The organism is Streptomyces sp. NPDC098789, assembly GCF_044759975.1.
Classification (GTDB): Bacteria; Actinomycetota; Actinomycetes; order Streptomycetales; family Streptomycetaceae; genus Streptomyces.
In genome coordinates, this window is the sequence record NZ_JBIWAJ010000005.1 from 238,201 (window position 1) to 253,573 (window position 15,373).

13 protein-coding genes are annotated in these 15,373 nt (G+C 73.6%); all 13 read right to left on the reverse strand.

Annotated features, from left to right (window positions below):
* Positions 1-25: 25 nt before the first annotated feature.
* The 13 genes from ACIQWR_RS13580 to ACIQWR_RS13640 all read right to left on the reverse strand — a co-directional run bounded on the left by ACIQWR_RS13580 (position 26) and on the right by ACIQWR_RS13640 (position 15,341).
* Positions 26-1,057 (reverse strand): ABC transporter ATP-binding protein, encoded by a 1,032-nt coding sequence (locus tag ACIQWR_RS13580; protein WP_404008013.1) that lies wholly within the window; start codon positions 1,055-1,057, stop codon positions 26-28.
* Entirely contained in the window at positions 1,057-2,043 is a 987-nt protein-coding gene (locus tag ACIQWR_RS13585; protein ID WP_404008016.1) for an ABC transporter permease, read from the reverse strand. Before ACIQWR_RS13585 ends, ACIQWR_RS13580 begins: the two co-directional genes overlap by 1 nt.
* Complete coding sequence (locus ACIQWR_RS13590) at positions 2,040-2,993, reverse strand: ABC transporter permease (protein ID WP_404008019.1); 954 nt, start codon at positions 2,991-2,993, stop codon at positions 2,040-2,042. The genes ACIQWR_RS13585 and ACIQWR_RS13590 overlap by 4 nt, the downstream gene beginning before the upstream one ends.
* 2 nt (positions 2,994-2,995) lie before the next feature.
* The gene (locus tag ACIQWR_RS13595; protein WP_404008021.1) at positions 2,996-4,744 is read right to left on the reverse strand and encodes an ABC transporter substrate-binding protein; all 1,749 of its coding nucleotides are present in this window, start codon (positions 4,742-4,744) and stop codon (positions 2,996-2,998) included.
* A gap of 265 nt (positions 4,745-5,009) precedes the next feature.
* Positions 5,010-5,732, reverse strand: a complete 723-nt coding sequence (locus ACIQWR_RS13600; protein ID WP_404008024.1) for a GntR family transcriptional regulator — start codon at positions 5,730-5,732, stop codon at positions 5,010-5,012.
* Positions 5,733-5,772: 40 nt separating this feature from the next.
* Complete coding sequence (locus ACIQWR_RS13605) at positions 5,773-6,690, reverse strand: ornithine cyclodeaminase family protein (RefSeq protein ID WP_404008490.1); 918 nt, start codon at positions 6,688-6,690, stop codon at positions 5,773-5,775.
* Between the two features lie 47 nt (positions 6,691-6,737).
* Positions 6,738-7,802 (reverse strand): proline racemase family protein, encoded by a 1,065-nt coding sequence (locus ACIQWR_RS13610; RefSeq protein ID WP_404008492.1) that lies wholly within the window; start codon positions 7,800-7,802, stop codon positions 6,738-6,740.
* Between the two features lie 29 nt (positions 7,803-7,831).
* Positions 7,832-8,836: a proline racemase family protein gene (locus ACIQWR_RS13615; protein ID WP_404008027.1), complete on the reverse strand. Its 1,005-nt coding sequence runs from the start codon at positions 8,834-8,836 to the stop codon at positions 7,832-7,834.
* A 76-nt stretch (positions 8,837-8,912) separates the two neighbouring features.
* Entirely contained in the window at positions 8,913-9,842 is a 930-nt protein-coding gene (locus ACIQWR_RS13620; protein WP_404008030.1) for a dihydrodipicolinate synthase family protein, read from the reverse strand.
* A gap of 75 nt (positions 9,843-9,917) precedes the next feature.
* Complete coding sequence (locus tag ACIQWR_RS13625; RefSeq protein WP_404008033.1) at positions 9,918-11,333, reverse strand: NAD(P)/FAD-dependent oxidoreductase; 1,416 nt, start codon at positions 11,331-11,333, stop codon at positions 9,918-9,920.
* Positions 11,314-11,652 carry a (2Fe-2S)-binding protein gene (locus tag ACIQWR_RS13630; RefSeq protein ID WP_404008035.1) on the reverse strand — a complete coding sequence of 113 codons (339 nt, stop codon included), beginning with the start codon at positions 11,650-11,652 and terminating at the stop codon, positions 11,314-11,316. Before ACIQWR_RS13630 ends, ACIQWR_RS13625 begins: the two co-directional genes overlap by 20 nt.
* On the reverse strand, positions 11,652-12,836 hold the full coding sequence (locus ACIQWR_RS13635; RefSeq protein WP_404008038.1) for an NAD(P)/FAD-dependent oxidoreductase: 1,185 nt from the start codon (positions 12,834-12,836) through the stop codon (positions 11,652-11,654). Before ACIQWR_RS13635 ends, ACIQWR_RS13630 begins: the two co-directional genes overlap by 1 nt.
* Positions 12,837-12,926: 90 nt before the next feature.
* Positions 12,927-15,341 carry a collagenase gene (locus ACIQWR_RS13640; RefSeq protein ID WP_404008041.1) on the reverse strand — a complete coding sequence of 805 codons (2,415 nt, stop codon included), beginning with the start codon at positions 15,339-15,341 and terminating at the stop codon, positions 12,927-12,929.
* Positions 15,342-15,373 lie beyond the last annotated feature (32 nt).

Genomic DNA, 15,373 nt, shown 5'->3' on the forward strand with positions numbered 1-15,373 from the left:
GTGGTGGTCGTGGGCGTTGTCTCGGTCACCGGGAGGCCTCCTGGACGGGACCCGCGGCCGCGGGTGCGGTACCGGGGCCCGCGAAGTGGCAGGCCACTAGGCGCTCGGCTCCCGCATACGGGTCGAGGGCGGGGCGGACCGTCGCGCACTGCCGGCGCTCCGCCTCCGTGCCCGCCGCGGCGCGGGCGCAGCGCGGGGCGAAGGCGCACCCGGGGGCGGGCTCGCGCAGGGAGGGCGGGGAGCCGGGGATGGTCCGCAGCGGCTGGTCGTCGGCGTCGTCGAGCCGGGGCAGCGACTCCAGCAGGCCCCGGGTGTAGGGGTGCGCGGGGGCGGCGAACAGCTGGTCGACCGGGGCCTGTTCGGCGGCCCGGCCGCCGTACATGACCAGGACCTCGTGGGCGACCCGGGCGACCACGCCGAGGTCGTGGGTGATCATCACGACGCCGAGGCCGCGGTCCTGTTGGAGCCGGGCGATCAGTTCGAGGATCTGGGCCTGGACGGTGACGTCGAGGGCGGTGGTGGGCTCGTCCGCGATGAGCAGGTCGGGTTCGCAGGCCAGCGCCATGGCGATCATCGCGCGCTGGCGCATGCCGCCGGAGAACTGGTGCGGGTACTCCCCCGCGCGGCGGGCGGGTTCGGGGATGCCGACCTCGCCGAGCATGTCCACGGCGCGTTTGCGCGCGGCGGCCCGGCCCGCCTTGAAGTGCACCCGGAAGTGCTCGGCGATCTGCTCGCCGACCGTGTAGTAGGGGTGCAGGCTGGAGAGCGGGTCCTGGAAGATCATGGCCATCTTGCGGCCGCGCAGCCGGGAGAGCTCCTTCTCGCCGAGCGTGGTGAGTTCGCGACCGTCCAGGGCGATGGAGCCGCCGATCTCGGCGCCGCGGTGCAGCCCCATGACGGCGAGCGAGGTGACGGACTTGCCGGATCCGGATTCCCCGACGATGCCGAGGGTGCGGCCGGCCTCGACGGTGAAGCCGAGCGAGTCCACGGCGCGGACGGTGCCGCGCGGGGTGGTGAACGTGACGTGCAGGTCGCGCACTTCCAGGAGAGCGGCCATCAGTACCTCACCCTCGGGTCGATGACGGCGTACAGGAGGTCGACGACGAGGTTGGCGACGACGATGAAGAAGGCGGCGAGCAGGGTGACCCCGAGGACCACCGGTTGGTCGGAGCTGACGAGGGCGCCGTAGAAGAGCCGCCCGATGCCGGGGAGTCCGAAGATGGACTCGGTGATGACGGCTCCGGCGAGCAGGCCGCCGAGGTCCATGCCGAAGATGGTCAGGATGGGGGTCATCGCCGAGCGCAGGCCGTGTTTGACCACGACGGTGCGTTCGGGCATGCCCTTGGCCCGGGCGGTACGGATGTACGGCTCGGCCATCGCCTCGATCATCGAGCCGCGGCTCTGGCGGGCGTACATGGCGGCGTAGAGCAGCGCGAGCGCGGTCCAGGGCAGCAGCAGGTTCGTGGCCCAGCCGACCGGGTCGTCGGTGAAGGGTCGGTAGCTGGGGTAGGGCAGGAGGTCGGCGACGCGGATCACCCCGTAGATCAGCATCACGGAGGTGAAGTAGACGGGCAGCGAGGCGGCGGCGACGGCGCCGACCATCAGGGCCTTGTCGGTGGCGGTGTCCTTGCGCAGGGCGGCGGTGACCCCGGCGCCCAGGCCCAGCACCAGCCACAGGGCCGCGGCCCCGACGGCGAGGGAGGCCGAGACCGGGAGCCGGTCCATGAGCAGGTCCCACACGGGCACGGAGTTCTCGTAGGAGTAGCCCAGGCACGGGAAGTCGCAGTGCACGGCGTACTGGCCGGTGCCCTGGCTGCGCCCGGTGAAGATGCCGGTGAGGAAGTCGAGGAACTGGCGCCACAGCGGCTGGTCGAGGCCGAGGTACTCGCGGACCGCGGCGATCCGTTCCACGCTGCAGGTCTTGCCGCAGGCGGCGGCCGCCGGGTCGGAGGGCAGGACGTAGAAGATGACGAAGGTGACGGCGGCGATGGCGAGCAGCACCCCGGTGAGGGCGAGCAGGCGGCGCAGGAGGTAGAGGATCACGTGCGGCCGCCCCGCGGGTCGAGGATGTCGCGCAGTGCGTCGCCGAGCAGGGTGAAGGCGAGGACGGCGAGGAAGAGGAAGGCGCTGGGGATGACGAAGTACATGGGGTCGGTCTCGTAGAAGGCGACGCTCTCGGCGATCATCTGGCCCCAGGACGGGGTGGGTGGGCGCACGCCGACGCCCAGGTAGCTCAGGGCCGCCTCGGTGCTGATCATGCCGGGGACGAGCAGGGTGGTGTAGGCGATGACGGGGCCGGCGACGCCGGGCAGGATGTCCCGGGTCAGGATCCGCCAGGCGCCGGCGCCGCCGACCCGGGCCGCGTCGACGTACTCGCGGTGCTTGAGGGAGAGGGTCTGCCCGCGCACCACGCGGGCGATCCCGGGCCAGCCGAAGAGGCCGATGACGGCGGTCATCAGGACGATCCGGTCGACGTCCTTGGCCACCGACAGGACCGCGATCATGAAGATCAGGGACGGGAAGGACATGGTCAGGTCCATCAGCCGGGACAGGACGGCGTCGGTGCGACCGCCGAAGTACCCGGCGGCGATGCCCGCGGCGGTCCCGGCGAGGACGACGATCGCGGTGGCGGTGAAGGCGATCAGGAGGGACACCTGGGCGCCGTGGACCACGCGCGCGAACAGGTCGCGGCCGGTGACCGGTTCTACGCCGAGCCAGTGGTCGGGGCCGATGCCGCCGAGCGGGCCGAGCGGGAGGCCGCCGAGGTAGGGGTCGATGGCGCTCTTGTCGAAGGTGTCCGGGGACCAGCCGCCGAGGGCGCCCAGCCAGGGGGCGGCGGCGGCCATCACGACGAAGAGGACGACGATCGCGAGGCTGACGCGGACGGCGGGGCGGCGGCGCAGTTCCCGCCGGGCGAGCTGCCAGGGGCTGCTGCCCGGGGGGACCTCGGCCGCCACCGCCCCGGGGGCGGTGGCGGGTGCGGTGTCGGTCATGGTCAGCCCTGGCTCTTCGCCGGGTCCTTGAGACCGACGGTCGCGTAGTCGATCTGGCCGACCCAGACGGGGTGGCCGAAGGCGCCCGCGATGTTGGGTCCGACCAGCAGCGGCTTGCGCTCCAGGAAGAGCGGGACGGACGGGGACTTGGCCATGACGGCCGCGTCGAGGTCACGCCAGGCCTGGTTGGCCTCCTTCGCGTCGGCCATGGCGTTGATCTCGTCGATCCGCTTCATCGTCGCGTCGTCACGGAACTGGCTGTTGTTGCCCTGGTTGCCCTTGGGCTTGATGGTGCGTCCGTCGAAGACGAAGGGGATCCAGGTGGAGCCGGAGGGGTAGTCGGGGCACCAGCCGCTCAGGGTCATGTCGGGCGTGGTCGACAGGTCGCCGATGACGTCGTAGTAGGCGCCCGGGTCGACGGTGTCGATGACCACCTCGACGCCCGCGCGGGCCAGGCCCTGCTGGATGGCCTCCGCCCGACCCTTGTCACCGGTGGAGACGGAGAACGTCACCTTCAGACCCTCCTTGCCGGCGGCCTTGAGGAGCTCCTTGGCCTTGGCGGGGTCACCGGCCGGTGCGATCTTGAGGGGGTCGGCCTGCTTGCCTCCGGCGAGCGCGGGCGGCAGGTAGGAGGTGGCGACCTCGGTGAGGGCCGGGCCGCCGCCCGCGGTGACGACGGCCTCCTTGTCGACCGCGTACTGCATGGCCTCGCGGACCTTGGGGTCGTTGAAGGGGGCACGGGAGTTGTTGAGGTTGAGCATGGTGGTGCAGCCCTGGGACTCGGCGAGCAGCCGCTTCTTGATCTCCGGCTTGGGCAGCACCTTGGGGGCGCTCTCGGGCCGCATGTTGGCCCATTCGACGGTGGAGGCGTCGGCGCCCTCCCCGGCGATGATGCGGTCGTCGACCTGGCCGCCCTTGAGGCCCATGACCACGACGAACTTGTCGGGGTACGCCTTGCGGACGCTGTCCGTCTTCGGGTCCCAGTGCTCGTTGCGGACCAGGACGAGCTTCTTGTCCCGGTCGTAGGACTCGATCTTGTACGGGCCGGAGGAGAACGGGCGGGCGTCGTACAGGGGCCCCTTCTCCTGGGCCTGCGGGACCGGGGCGAAGGTCGGCAGGGTCGTGGTCGCGGAGAACTCGGCGACGGGCCGCTTCAGTTCGAAGACGATCGTGCGGTCGTCCGGGGTCTTGACCGAGTCCAGGTGCTTGCCCTGGAGGGGGCCCTTGTAGCCCTCGGTGCCGGCCAGGTACTGGGCGGCGTAGTCGGGGCCGCCGGTGAGGTCAGGGGCGAAGGAGCGCTCGACGTTGTACTTGATGTCGGCGGCCTTGATCGCGGTGCCGTCCTCGTACTTCAGGCCCTCCTTGAGGGTGAAGGTCCAGGTGCGGCCGCCGTTGGAGGGGGTGCCGAGGTCGGTGGCGAGGTCGGGGACGAGCTCGCTGCCGGCCTTGCCCGGTTCGGCCTTGAAGGTGACCAGGGTGCGGTAGAGGAGCCGGGTGCCGAAGTCCATGGTCGGCATCACCCAGTTGCGGGCCGGGTCGAGGTGGGCGAAGTCCTGGTTGGACAGGACGGTGAGGGTGCCGCCCTTGGCCGGGGTGCCGCCGATGGTCAGGCCGTCGTTGGCGGCGGCCGGGTTGACCCCGCCCGCGCCCCCGCCCGCGGAGCCCTTCTTGGTGCCGGAACAGCCCGAGGCGCCGAGTGCGAGGGCCGCCACCAGGGCGGTGGCGAGGGCGAGTTGGTGGCGCTTGGTCATGGGTCACTCCTGGGAAGGGCCGCGCTCTACGATGTGACCGGTAACATAGTAATGTGAAATTGCACTGACAAGGGGTCTGCACCGCCGTTATCCAGCCGTGTCCAAATGTGCTGCGCGGCAAGCGAGTTGGGGCCGCACACGCCACCGGGGCCCCGACCGTCAGGAGGTCGGGGCCCCGGTGGGGCGGGCGCGGCGGCGGACACGGCGCCAGGCACGGCGGCGGGCGCCGGATCGGGCCCGGGATCAGGACCGGGTGGCCGCCGGATCAGGCGCGGGCGGCCGCCGTGCCGCCCAGGCGGACCGTGCTGCGGCCCACGGGCTCGTCGCGGCCCTGGGCCCACAGCGAGCGGACGTGCCCGAGGTGGCGGGTCATGCAGGCCTGGGCCGCCGCCGCGTCGCCCGCGATCATCAGGTCGAGCAGCTCGACGTGCTCCTCGGCCGAGGAGACGAGCTTGCCCGCCTCGTCGAGTCCGGTGAGCCCGTACAGCCGGGAGCGCTTGCGCAGGTCGCCGACCGTCTCGACGAGCCGGTCGTTGCCCGCGAGGGCGAGCAGCGAGAGGTGGAAGCGGCGGTCCGCCTCCAGGTAGCCGATGAGGTTGTGCTCGCGGGCGCTGGTGACGATCTCCTCGGCGATCGGCCGCAGGGCCTCCAGCTGCGCGACGGTGGCGATCTCGGTGACCCGGCCGATGGTCGGCACCTCGATCATCGTGCGCAGTTCGGTGTACTGGTCCAGGTCCCGCTCGCTGACCTCGGTGATCCGGAACCCCTTGTTGCGCACGGGCTCCACCAGGCCCTCGCGGGCCAGGTCCAGCATCGCCTCGCGCACCGGAGTGGCCGAAACCCCCAGTTCGCCGGCCAGCCCGGGCGCCGAATAGACGTTGCCGGGGCGGAGTTCACCCGCTATCAGGGCAGCCCGCAGAGCGTGCCCGACCTGGTCGCGGAGCCGCTCCTGGGCCTTGATGAGACTGTTCTGTTTCAGGTCACCCATAGCTTTTCCTCCGAGGATCGCAGAGGCACAGCGTACAATGTCACGTTTCGCTGTTGCCCCCGGCGGCCGTGTACAGGGCCACCGCCACGGCAAGATCCTCCCAGGCCATGCCCACGCTCTTGAAGAGCTGTGGACAACCCTGCGGCCGCCCGCCCGCCGTCCGCCCCGCGACCAGGTCGGCCAGGGTGCCGTTGATATGACCGGGCCCGATGGCGCCCTCGGCCTCCGGGATCAGCAGGTCCCCCGCCTCGCGCAGCGCGGCCGCGCGGGACTCGACGTAGACCGCGGCCCGGCGCACCAGCGCCGTGTCCACCTCGCGGGCGTCCGGTTCGTGCGAGCCCACCGCGACCACGGTGGCGCCGGCCGCCACGAGCCGCCCGTCGAAGAGGGGTTCGCGGGCGGTGGTGCAGCACAGGACCAGGTCCGCGCCGGCCACGTCGCCGGGACCGCCGCCGCGGGCGGGCACACCGAGGGTGCGGGCGTGCGCGGCCAGCTTCTCGACGCCCGCCGGGTCACGGGCGACCACCACCACCTCGGCCAGTTCCCGCACCGCCAGCGTCGCGTCGAGGTGCCCGTACGCCTGGGGTCCCGACCCGAACAGGACGAGCCGCAGCGGCCGCCCGACCGGGGCGAGGTGGCGCAGGGCCAGGGCGGAGACCGCCGGGGTGCGCAGGGCGGTGAGGGCCGCCCCGTCGAACAGGGCCAGCGGGCGCAGGGTGGGGCCGTCCAGCAGCAGGTACGACCCGGTGATCCGGGGCAGCCCGCGGGCCGGATTGCCGGGGGCCACCCCGGCGACCTTCACCCCGGCGTACGCGCCGGACGCGGCGGGCATCAGCAGCAGTTCGCCGCCGGGCACCGCGAGCGCGGTCCGCTGCGGACAGCCCTCGGGGTCGGGGCCGTGGCGCAGCGCGTACGCCAGGGCGTCGGCCGCGGCGGTGGGGGTGAGCAGGGCCGCCATCCGCTCGGCGGAGAACTGCGGCAGGGCGCCGTGCGCGGGGGCGGCGTTCACAGGGCGAATCCGGTGCCGAGGACGTCGTGCGGGTCCCGCAGGAAGACGTGCTCGCCGGTGCGGTGGGCGGTGCCGGTGACCTCGGTGACCAGCCCGTCGGCGGCCGGCCGGGCCGAGTCGGCGGGCCGCAGCACCCGCCCGGTGAAGACCGTGCCGGTGACGGACTCGTGCAGCAGGTCCTCGTGCGCGCCCAGCCGGCCGTCCTCGGCGAGGAGCGCGAGCCGGGCGGAGGTGCCCGATCCGCACGGCGAGCGGTCGATCTGGCCGTCACCGAAGACGGTCACGTTGCGCTGGTGGGGCCCGAAGGGGGTGTCGGGCAGCTCCTCGTGGAGGATCACCCCGTACACCCCGGACAGCAGCGGCCCGTCCGGGTGCCAGGTGCCCGGGTGGCCGGCCAGCGCCGCCCGGATCTCCTGCCCGGCCCGCACCAGCGCGGGCAGCGCCTCCCGGTCGGTCTCCAACCCGAGGTCGCGTGCGGCGACCGAGGCGTAGCAGGCTCCGGCGTGCGCGAGGTCGACCTCGACCACGCCGTACGAGGTGGCCACGGGCACCTTGCGGGCGGTGACCCGGGCCGGGACGTTGCGGAAGGTGACCCCGGTGGTGCGGCCGGCGGTGCGGTGGACGGTGGCGGTGACCCGGCCGGACGGCACGTCGATGCGCACCCGGGCGTCGCCCTCGTACGGGGCGGGGACCAGCCCGCTGTCCACGGCCCAGGCGCCGAGCGCCATCGTGCCGTGTCCGCAGGCCGTGGAGTAGCCGTCCTTGTGCCAGAAGAGCACCCCGAAGTGGGCCCCGTCGTCGTCGGGCGGGACCACGAACCCCCCGTACATCCCGGCGTGCCCGCGCGGCTCCTGGACGAGCAGGCGGCGTACGTCGTCCAACGCGCCCCGGCGCGGCGCCGTACCGCTGCCGCCGGGGCCGATGGCGGTGGCGCAGCGCTCGGCCACCGTGTCCCCGGGCACCGGCGGGAGGCCGCCGGTGACGATCCGGAAGGGTTCTCCGGCGGTGTGGTAGTCGGTGGTCCGCACGGACGCGTGCGCGGCGCTCGGGTCGTGCGGCACGGGCGGGACGTGCGGGGCGTGCTCGGCGGTCACAGCTGGAACCCTCCGGGGAAGGGGTCGGACGGGTCGAGGAAGTACTGGGCGGTGCCGGTGATCCAGGCCCGGCCGGTGACGGTGGGGACCACGGCGGGGAGGTCGCCGACGGTGGTGTCGCTGATCAGGCGGCCGGTGAACTCGGTGCCGATGAAGGACTCGTTGACGAAGTCGCGGCCGAGCGGGAGGAGACCCCGGGCGTGCAGTTGGGCCATCCGCGCGGAGGTCCCCGTACCGCAGGGCGAGCGGTCGAACCAGCCGGGGTGGATGGCCATCGCGTGCCGGGAGCGCTCGGCGTCGGAGCCGGGGGCGGCCAGGTAGACGTGCTTGACGCCGCCGATGGAGGGGTTCTCGGGGTGGACCGGCCGGTCCTCGCCCGCGTTGATCGCTTCCATGATCGCGAGTCCGGCGGCGAGCAGGTCGTTGCCCCGGTCCCGGTCGAAGGGCAGGCCGAGGGCGTCGAGTTCGACGAAGGCGTAGAAGTTGCCGCCGTAGGCGAGGTCGTAGGTGACGGTGCCGTGGCCGGGGACCTCGGTCTTGAGGTCGAGGCCGACGCAGAAGGAGGGGACGTTGGTGAGGGTGACGTGCTCGGCCACCCCGTCCCGGACCTGGACGTCGACGCTGACCAGGCCCGCCGGAGTGTCGAGGCGGACCGTGGTGACGGGCTCGACGACGGGCACCATGCCGGTCTCGACGAGGACGGTGGCGACCCCGATCGTGCCGTGGCCGCACATCGGGAGCAGCCCCGACACCTCGATGTAGAGGACCCCGAAGTCGGCGTCGGGGCGGGTGGGCGGCTGGAGGATGGCCCCGCTCATCGCCGCGTGTCCGCGCGGTTCGTTCATCAGCAGGGTGCGGATGTGGTCCATGTGCGCGATGAAGTGGAGCCGCTTGTCGGCCATGGTGGCGCCGGGGATCACCCCGACTCCGCCGGTGATCACCCGGGTGGGCATGCCCTCGGTGTGTGAGTCCACGGCGTGGTAGACGTGGCGGGTGCGCATGGGGTCCCCCAGGGGTCTCGGCCGGCGGCCGGGCGGATGGGCGGGCGGGGCGGGGCGGCGGGCGGGCCGTGCAGGCCTAGTTGAGGCCCTCGGCGAGGGCCTTTTCGGTGGCGGCGCGGACGGCTGCCTCGATCTCGCCCGTGAGCGGGAAGCGGGGCGGGCGCACCGAGCCGCCGGGGCGGCCGGCCAGGTCCATGGAGAGCTTGATGGCCTGGACGAACTCGGTCTTGGAGTCCCAGCGCAGCAGCGGGTGGAGGGACCGGTACAGCGGCAGTGCGGTCTCCAGGTCGCCGGCGACGGCGGCCCGGTAGAGGGTGGCACAGGAGCGGGGCAGGGCGTTGGGGTAGCCGGCGATCCAGCCGACGGCGCCGGCGAGGGCGAGTTCGAGCAGTACGTCGTCGGAGCCGATCAGCAGGTCCAGGCCCGGGGCGAGTTCGGCGATCTCGTAGGCGCGGCGGACGTCCCCGGTGAACTCCTTGACGGCGACGATGCTGGCGTCGGCGTGCAGCCGGGCGAGCAGCGCCGGGGTCAGGTCGACCTTGGTGTCGATGGGGTTGTTGTAGGCGACGACGGGCACCCCGGCCCGGGACACCTCGGCGTAGTGGGCGCGCACGGCGTCGTGGTCGGCGCGGTAGGCGTTCGGCGGGAGCAGCAGGACGGAGCCCGCGCCCGCTTCGGCGGCCTGTTCGGCCCAGCGGCGGGACTCGGCGCTGCCGTAGGCGGCGACGCCGGGCATGACGCGGGCCCCGTCGCCGGCGGCCTCGACGGCGGTGCGGACGACCCGGGCGCGCTCCTCGTCGGTGAGGGTCTGGTACTCGCCGAGCGAACCGTTGGGCACGACGCCGTCGCAGCCGTTGGCGATCAGCCAGGCCACGTGGTCGGCGTAGGCGTCGTAGTCGACGGAGTGGTCCTCGCGCATCGGCAGCGCGGTGGCGACCATGATGCCGTGCCAGGGGCGGGTGCGGGGCGTGGCGGTGCTGGGCGCGGGGGTGTGCGCGTGGGTCATGGCAGAACTCCCTTATGTGATGTGTGACATTTTACTAGTGGGCGAAGGGCGGCCACAAGGGGTGTGACCACCCGATCAGTGGTCCGACGGCAACTCGGCGAGCTGGCGCAGCGGTACCGGGCAGGACAACGGCCGCCGGTCCGCGGCCGCTTCGTCGCCGGCGAGCGCCGTGACGGCGGCGCCGCACATCCGCCCCTGGCACCAGCCCATGCCCGCACGGGTGAGCAGTTTGACGCTGCGGGCGTCCCGCGCGCCGAGGTCGGCCACGGCCTCCCGGATCCGCCCGGCCGGGACCTCCTCGCAGCGGCAGACGACGGCGTCGTCCGGCAGCCACCCGGTCCAGCCGGAGCCCGGCCGGTGGGCCGCGCCCATCGCGTCGGCGAAGGCCCGCAGCCGGGCCCGCCGGCGCACGAGGGCGGCCGGAGCCGACCGCCCCGCGATCGACAGGGCCGCCAACTCCCCCTCCACCAGGGCCAGTCCCGCCCCTCCGATGCCCCCGGTCTCGCCCGCCGACCAGATGCCGGGGACGGAGGTCCGCTGACCCGCGTCGAGGTCGAGCGCCACCGTCCCGTCCGCCGCGCGCACGGTGGCGCAGCCGAGCCCGGTGGCGAGTTCCAGCTGGGGCACCAGGCCGTGGCCCACCGCCAGCGCGTCGCAGGGGATCCGGCGCCCGGTGCCGGGTACGGGCTGCCAGTCGCGGTCGAGCCGGGCCACGACCACGGCCTCCACCCGGTCCACGCCCTGGGCCTCGACGACGGCGCGGCGGGTGCGCAGCCGTACCCCGTGGCGCAGCAACGCGCCGCCGTGGACGGCGCCTTCGACGAGCTTGCCGGGGTTGCGCAGCAGGGTGGGCACGCGGCCGACGTAGGCCGTGTAGGAGGCGGCTTCGACGACGGCGGGCACCCGGGCCCCGGCGGCGGCCAGGGAGCCGGCGACCGCGAGCAGCAGCGGGCCGCTGCCCGCGACCACGATCCGGCGGCCGGGCAGGACGAGGCCGCCCTTGAGCATGGCCTGGGCTCCCCCGGCCCCGATCACGCCCGGCAGGGTCCAGCCGGGGAAGGGCAGTTGCCGCTCGTGGGCGCCGGTGGCGATCAGGACCGCGCGGGCCCGCAGGGTCACGGCGCGCTCGTCCTCGCCACGGGTTCCCGCGACGGCGTGCAGCAGCCAACCGTCGGCCTCCGTGCCGACATCGGCCCGGGCGTCAGGGACCACCGTCCAGACGTGGTGGGCGGGCAGGAAGGTGATCCGGCCCGTCGACTCGTGGGTGCGCAGGCGCCGTTCGCGGGTCTCGAAGGCGGCCCAGTCGTGGTGCAGGGCCTCGGGCCGGGCGGCGCCGAGCCCGGGTGCGGGGTGGCGGTAGTACTGGCCCCCGGGCTGCTCCCCCGCGTCGAGGAGGGTGACGCGCAGGCCCAGGTCGGCGGCGGTGACCGCGGCGGCGAGCCCGGCGGGGCCCGCCCCGATGACGGCGAGGTCAGACGGCGAGGTCGGCACGGCCGGTTCCCTCCTGGGTGGCGACGGTGTCCCCGGGCCGGGCCGGGACCAGGCAGGCGCGCTGGTTGGGGCGGCCGTTGACGGTGACGAGGCAGTCGTAGCAGCTGCCGATCCCGCAGAACGCGCCGCGCGGGGCGCCGCCCTCCCGGGTGGTGCGCCAGGCGAGGATCCCGGCGGCCCACAGCACGGCGGCGATGGACTGGCCGCTCTGCGCGGGCAGCGTACGGCCGTCGAACTCGACGGTGTGGACGGCCGGGGCCGCGCCGCCGACGAGGTCGCGCGGTTCCCGGGAGCGGCGGGTGCGGCGCAGGCTGGCCATCAGGCTTCCTCCGTGAAGCGGTCGGGGCGGAAGGGCACGGGGTCCAGCGGGGCCCCGGCGCCGGTGAGGGCGGCGGCGATCAGGACGCCGGTGCCGGGCGCGAGGCCGATGCCGGCGCCCTCGTGGCCGCAGGCGTGCAGCAGCCCCGGGACCCGCGGGTCGGGGCCGATGGCCGGCAGGTGGTCGGGGAGGTAGGGGCGGAAGCCGTGGTAGGCGCGCAGCACCCGGACGTCGGCGAGGACCGGGAAGAGGGCGGCGGCCTGGGCGGCGAGGCGGCGCAGGGCTTCGGTGGACAGGGCGCGGTCGAAGCCGACGCGTTCCCGGGTGGCGCCGATCAGGACGGGGCCCGCGGGGGTGCCCTCGACCACGGCGGAGGACTGGAGGGCGGCGGAGCCGCTGGCGACGTCGGCGATGTAGTCGGCGGCGTACACCTTGTGCCGCACCACGCGCGGGAGAGGCTCGGTGACCAGGACGAAGCCGCGGCGGGGCATGACGGGCAGGGTGGTGCCCGCGAGTTCGGCGATCCGGCCGCCCCAGGTGCCGGCCGCGTTGACGACGGCGGGGGCGAGCAGTTCGCGGCGCGCGGTGCGCACGCCGCGCACCGCGCCGCCGGCCCCGCGCAGCACCGCGGTGACCTCCTCGCCGGTGAAGAGGCGGGCGCCGGAGGCGGCCAGCAGTCGGGCGGCCGCCTGCGCGGGCTGGACCTGGGCGTCCTGGGGGTAGTGGAAGCCGCCCGCGAGGCCGGGGGCGAGGTGCGGCTCCAGGTCGTGGAGCGCGTCGCCCGCCACCTCGGTGACCCGTACGCCGACGGCGCGCTGTCCGTCGGCGAAGACCCGTAGGGCCTTCAGGGTGGCTTCGTCGGGGGCGACGACCAGGCCGCCCTTGGCCTCGTACTCGGTCTGCGCCGGGAGGGCGGCGGCCAGTTCGCGCCACAGGGTGGTGGAGAGCAGCGCGAGGTCCAGTTCGGGGCCCGGCCCCTTGTCGGAGACGAGCAGGTTGCCCTCCCCGGCGCCGGTGGTGCCGCCCGCGACGGGGCCGCGGTCGACGACGGCTACGGAGAGTCCGGCGCGGGAGGCGTAGTAGGCACACGCGGCTCCGACGACGCCCGCGCCGATGATGACGACGTCCAGCGGTGCGTCCGTGAGTGCGTTCGTGCGTGCGTCCGTGGGTGGTCTGTTGGGCACGGCAGTAATATGTCACATTCTTTATCGGTCATCCAGGGTGTGGCCGGGCCGGTCCCGCCCCCCGTCGAACGGGACCGGCCCCGCGCCCGATCAGCTGCGGAGCGGGCCCTCGCAGCTGTAGCTCGACGTGCCCGCGACCTTGTTCGACCAGATCTCCAGGGCGCCGAAGGAGCAGTTCATGTCGGCGAGGTTGTTGGAGACCGCGCCCGCCCGGTCGAGGAGGAAGTAGTCGACCGTCTCGGACATGTCCTTGAAGTTCTGGTCGTCGCTGCGCCAGTTCTTCAGGTTCGCGGTGATCCGGCCCGTACAGGTGAAGCGGCGCTTGCCGGGGTCGCCGTTCTCCACGCAGTCGGGGGTGTTGTAGGTGGCGGTCGCGAAGGACGACTTCACCGACGCGAGCGCGGAGTCGCGCAGTCGGTCGTTGGCGGTGAAGACCGTGTTCGGCACGTACAGGTCGTTCACCTTGGCGATCTGCGCGTCCAGGAACTTGTCGTAGTCCCGCTGGAGGTAGCTGTCCGAACCCATCCGGGTGCGCCAGGCGTCGTAGCCCGCCACGTCGTTCGCGCGCAGGTGGGTGTACATCTCGCGCAGCGCCGAGGGCTTCTCGTTCCACAGGAACTCGAAGAACGTGCCCGCGTAGTTGTAGAAGCGGAAGCCGTCGCCGTCGTAGGTCGCGCTGAGCAGCTGCTGGACGCTCATCCGCGGCCCGCCGCCGGCGGTGTCGTTCATGACCCCCTTGACCAGGGACTTGCGCACGGCGATGCCGTTGTCGCGGGTGGCGCCGTCGAAGAACTCCGCGGTGCCCTCGTCCATGGCCGTCGTGCGGTCGTTCTCGTACCAGGGACCCTGGCCGAAGAAGCCGGGCACCGCGTAGCGGCCGTTGAGGTAGTGGGTGTACTCGTGGCGGAACAGCTCCTCCAACGTGAGGGAGGAGTCCTGCGGCACGCGGCGCTGGTAGGTGTAGAAGGTGGCGCCGTTCTCTATGTAGACGCCGCCGTTGTTGGTGCCCATGCCGGTGAGGATCGGGTGGTAGTTCTCGTAGTCGGCACGGGAGGCGTACAGCACGATGTTCAGGGTGGTGTTGGGGTCGCCGGCGAGCGGCTGGTCGGTCCCGAGCACCCGGTGGAACTGGGTCTTGACCTGCTTGCTCGCGTAGTAGAGCTGGTCGACGGTGGCCCGGTCGAGGGCGGTGCGGACCTTGATGCCGCCGTTGTCGTAGGAGTAGGTGTAGGGGAAGAGCTGCTTCTCGATGTCCTCCTTGCACACCCCGTACGGCTTGCAGGCGTTGTAGGTGTTGAGCCAGGACACCACCTTGGCCCACTGCTCGCTGCCGTTGCCGAAGGTCGCCTTGACGGGTTCGAGCAGGGCGCCGAGGTCGGCGGATATCTGCGCCTGCAGGCCCTCGACCTGGCCGAACCGCCCGTACTCGCTGATCGCGTCGCGCGCCGCCCAGGCGTTGACGGTGCCCTTCAGGTGACCGTAGCCGGCGTAGGCCTTGAAGGCGGCGCGGTAGGCGGGATCGGCCAGGGCCGCCGCGTGGAAGGCCGCGTCCTGGTTGCCCGGGTAGACGCCCAGGTAGTTCACGGACAGGCCGGCGAGCACCGCGCCCGCCCAGGAGGCGTCCAGGTTGGTCTGCGGGTGCGCCGGGTCCAGGGTGACCAGGACCTTCTTGATCAGGCCCAACTGGTGCTGGCGCAGGCCCGGGGCGCTGCCGGCGTAGAGGGCCTCGCGCAGGGTGCGGGCGTTGGAGGCGCTGACGTCGAAGGTGCGGGCGGCGCCGCCGAAGTCGGCGATCGCGCGGCGCATGGCGTCGACCGTCGGGGCGTCGGTGACGTCGATCTCGGTGTGCGAGTAGTCGTGGTAGACGACCGCGTGCAGGTACGTGAACATCTCCTCCAGGTGGGAGGAGTTACGGCCGTCGTGCGCGGCGGCCAGGCTCGATATCCGCCGGGACACGGCCTGGACGTGGGCGTCGGACATCACCGGGGCGAGCCGGGCGTCCCAGGTCCAGATGAGTCCGCGCAGGCAACCGTCGGCCGTGACCGCGGAGTCGCCGAGGAAGTCGGCGAACTGCTCGGGGCTCAGGCCCGTGATGCCGTCGAGGGTGCAGGGGACGCCCGCGGCCACCAGGCCGCTCGCGGCGGCGCCCCGGGCCGTCACCTTGCCCGCCTTCTCGGCGCCGCGGTCCGCGAGTCGGGTCGCGCTCGGGGCGGGGGCCGGGGCGGGACCCGCGATCCTGCCCGGCTCCTGGCCGGTGCCCGGCGCGGGGGCCGGTGCGTTGGTGAGCGCCGGGGCGCTGGCGAGGCGGTCGACCTCGTCGAAGGGGTTCTGACCGGCCGGGGCCTGGGCCGGGGCGGCGGCGGGCGTGCCCGAGGCGAACGTCGTGGGGACCGGGGCGGAGCCGGTACCGGCCGCCTGGGCCACGACCTGGCCCGCGGAGGCGAGCAGGGTCACCGTGACGGCGGCGGCGAGGAGGGACGTACGCACAGCTCTGTGCTGGGACACCGGGAACTCCTGGTTGCGGTGAGGGAGGTGGG

Coding starts and splice junctions, on each gene's coding strand:
- ACIQWR_RS13580 (WP_404008013.1), bottom strand. CDS start 1,057: ATGGCCGCTCTCCTGGAAGTGCGCGACCTGCACGTCACGTTCACCACC.
- ACIQWR_RS13590 (WP_404008019.1), bottom strand. CDS start 2,993: ATGACCGACACCGCACCCGCCACCGCCCCCGGGGCGGTGGCGGCCGAG.
- ACIQWR_RS13595 (WP_404008021.1), bottom strand. CDS start 4,744: ATGACCAAGCGCCACCAACTCGCCCTCGCCACCGCCCTGGTGGCGGCC.
- ACIQWR_RS13600 (WP_404008024.1), bottom strand. CDS start 5,732: ATGGGTGACCTGAAACAGAACAGTCTCATCAAGGCCCAGGAGCGGCTC.
- ACIQWR_RS13605 (WP_404008490.1), bottom strand. CDS start 6,690: ATGGCGGCCCTGCTCACCCCCACCGCCGCGGCCGACGCCCTGGCGTAC.
- ACIQWR_RS13615 (WP_404008027.1), bottom strand. CDS start 8,836: ATGCGCACCCGCCACGTCTACCACGCCGTGGACTCACACACCGAGGGC.
- ACIQWR_RS13620 (WP_404008030.1), bottom strand. CDS start 9,842: ATGACCCACGCGCACACCCCCGCGCCCAGCACCGCCACGCCCCGCACC.
- ACIQWR_RS13630 (WP_404008035.1), bottom strand. CDS start 11,652: ATGGCCAGCCTGCGCCGCACCCGCCGCTCCCGGGAACCGCGCGACCTC.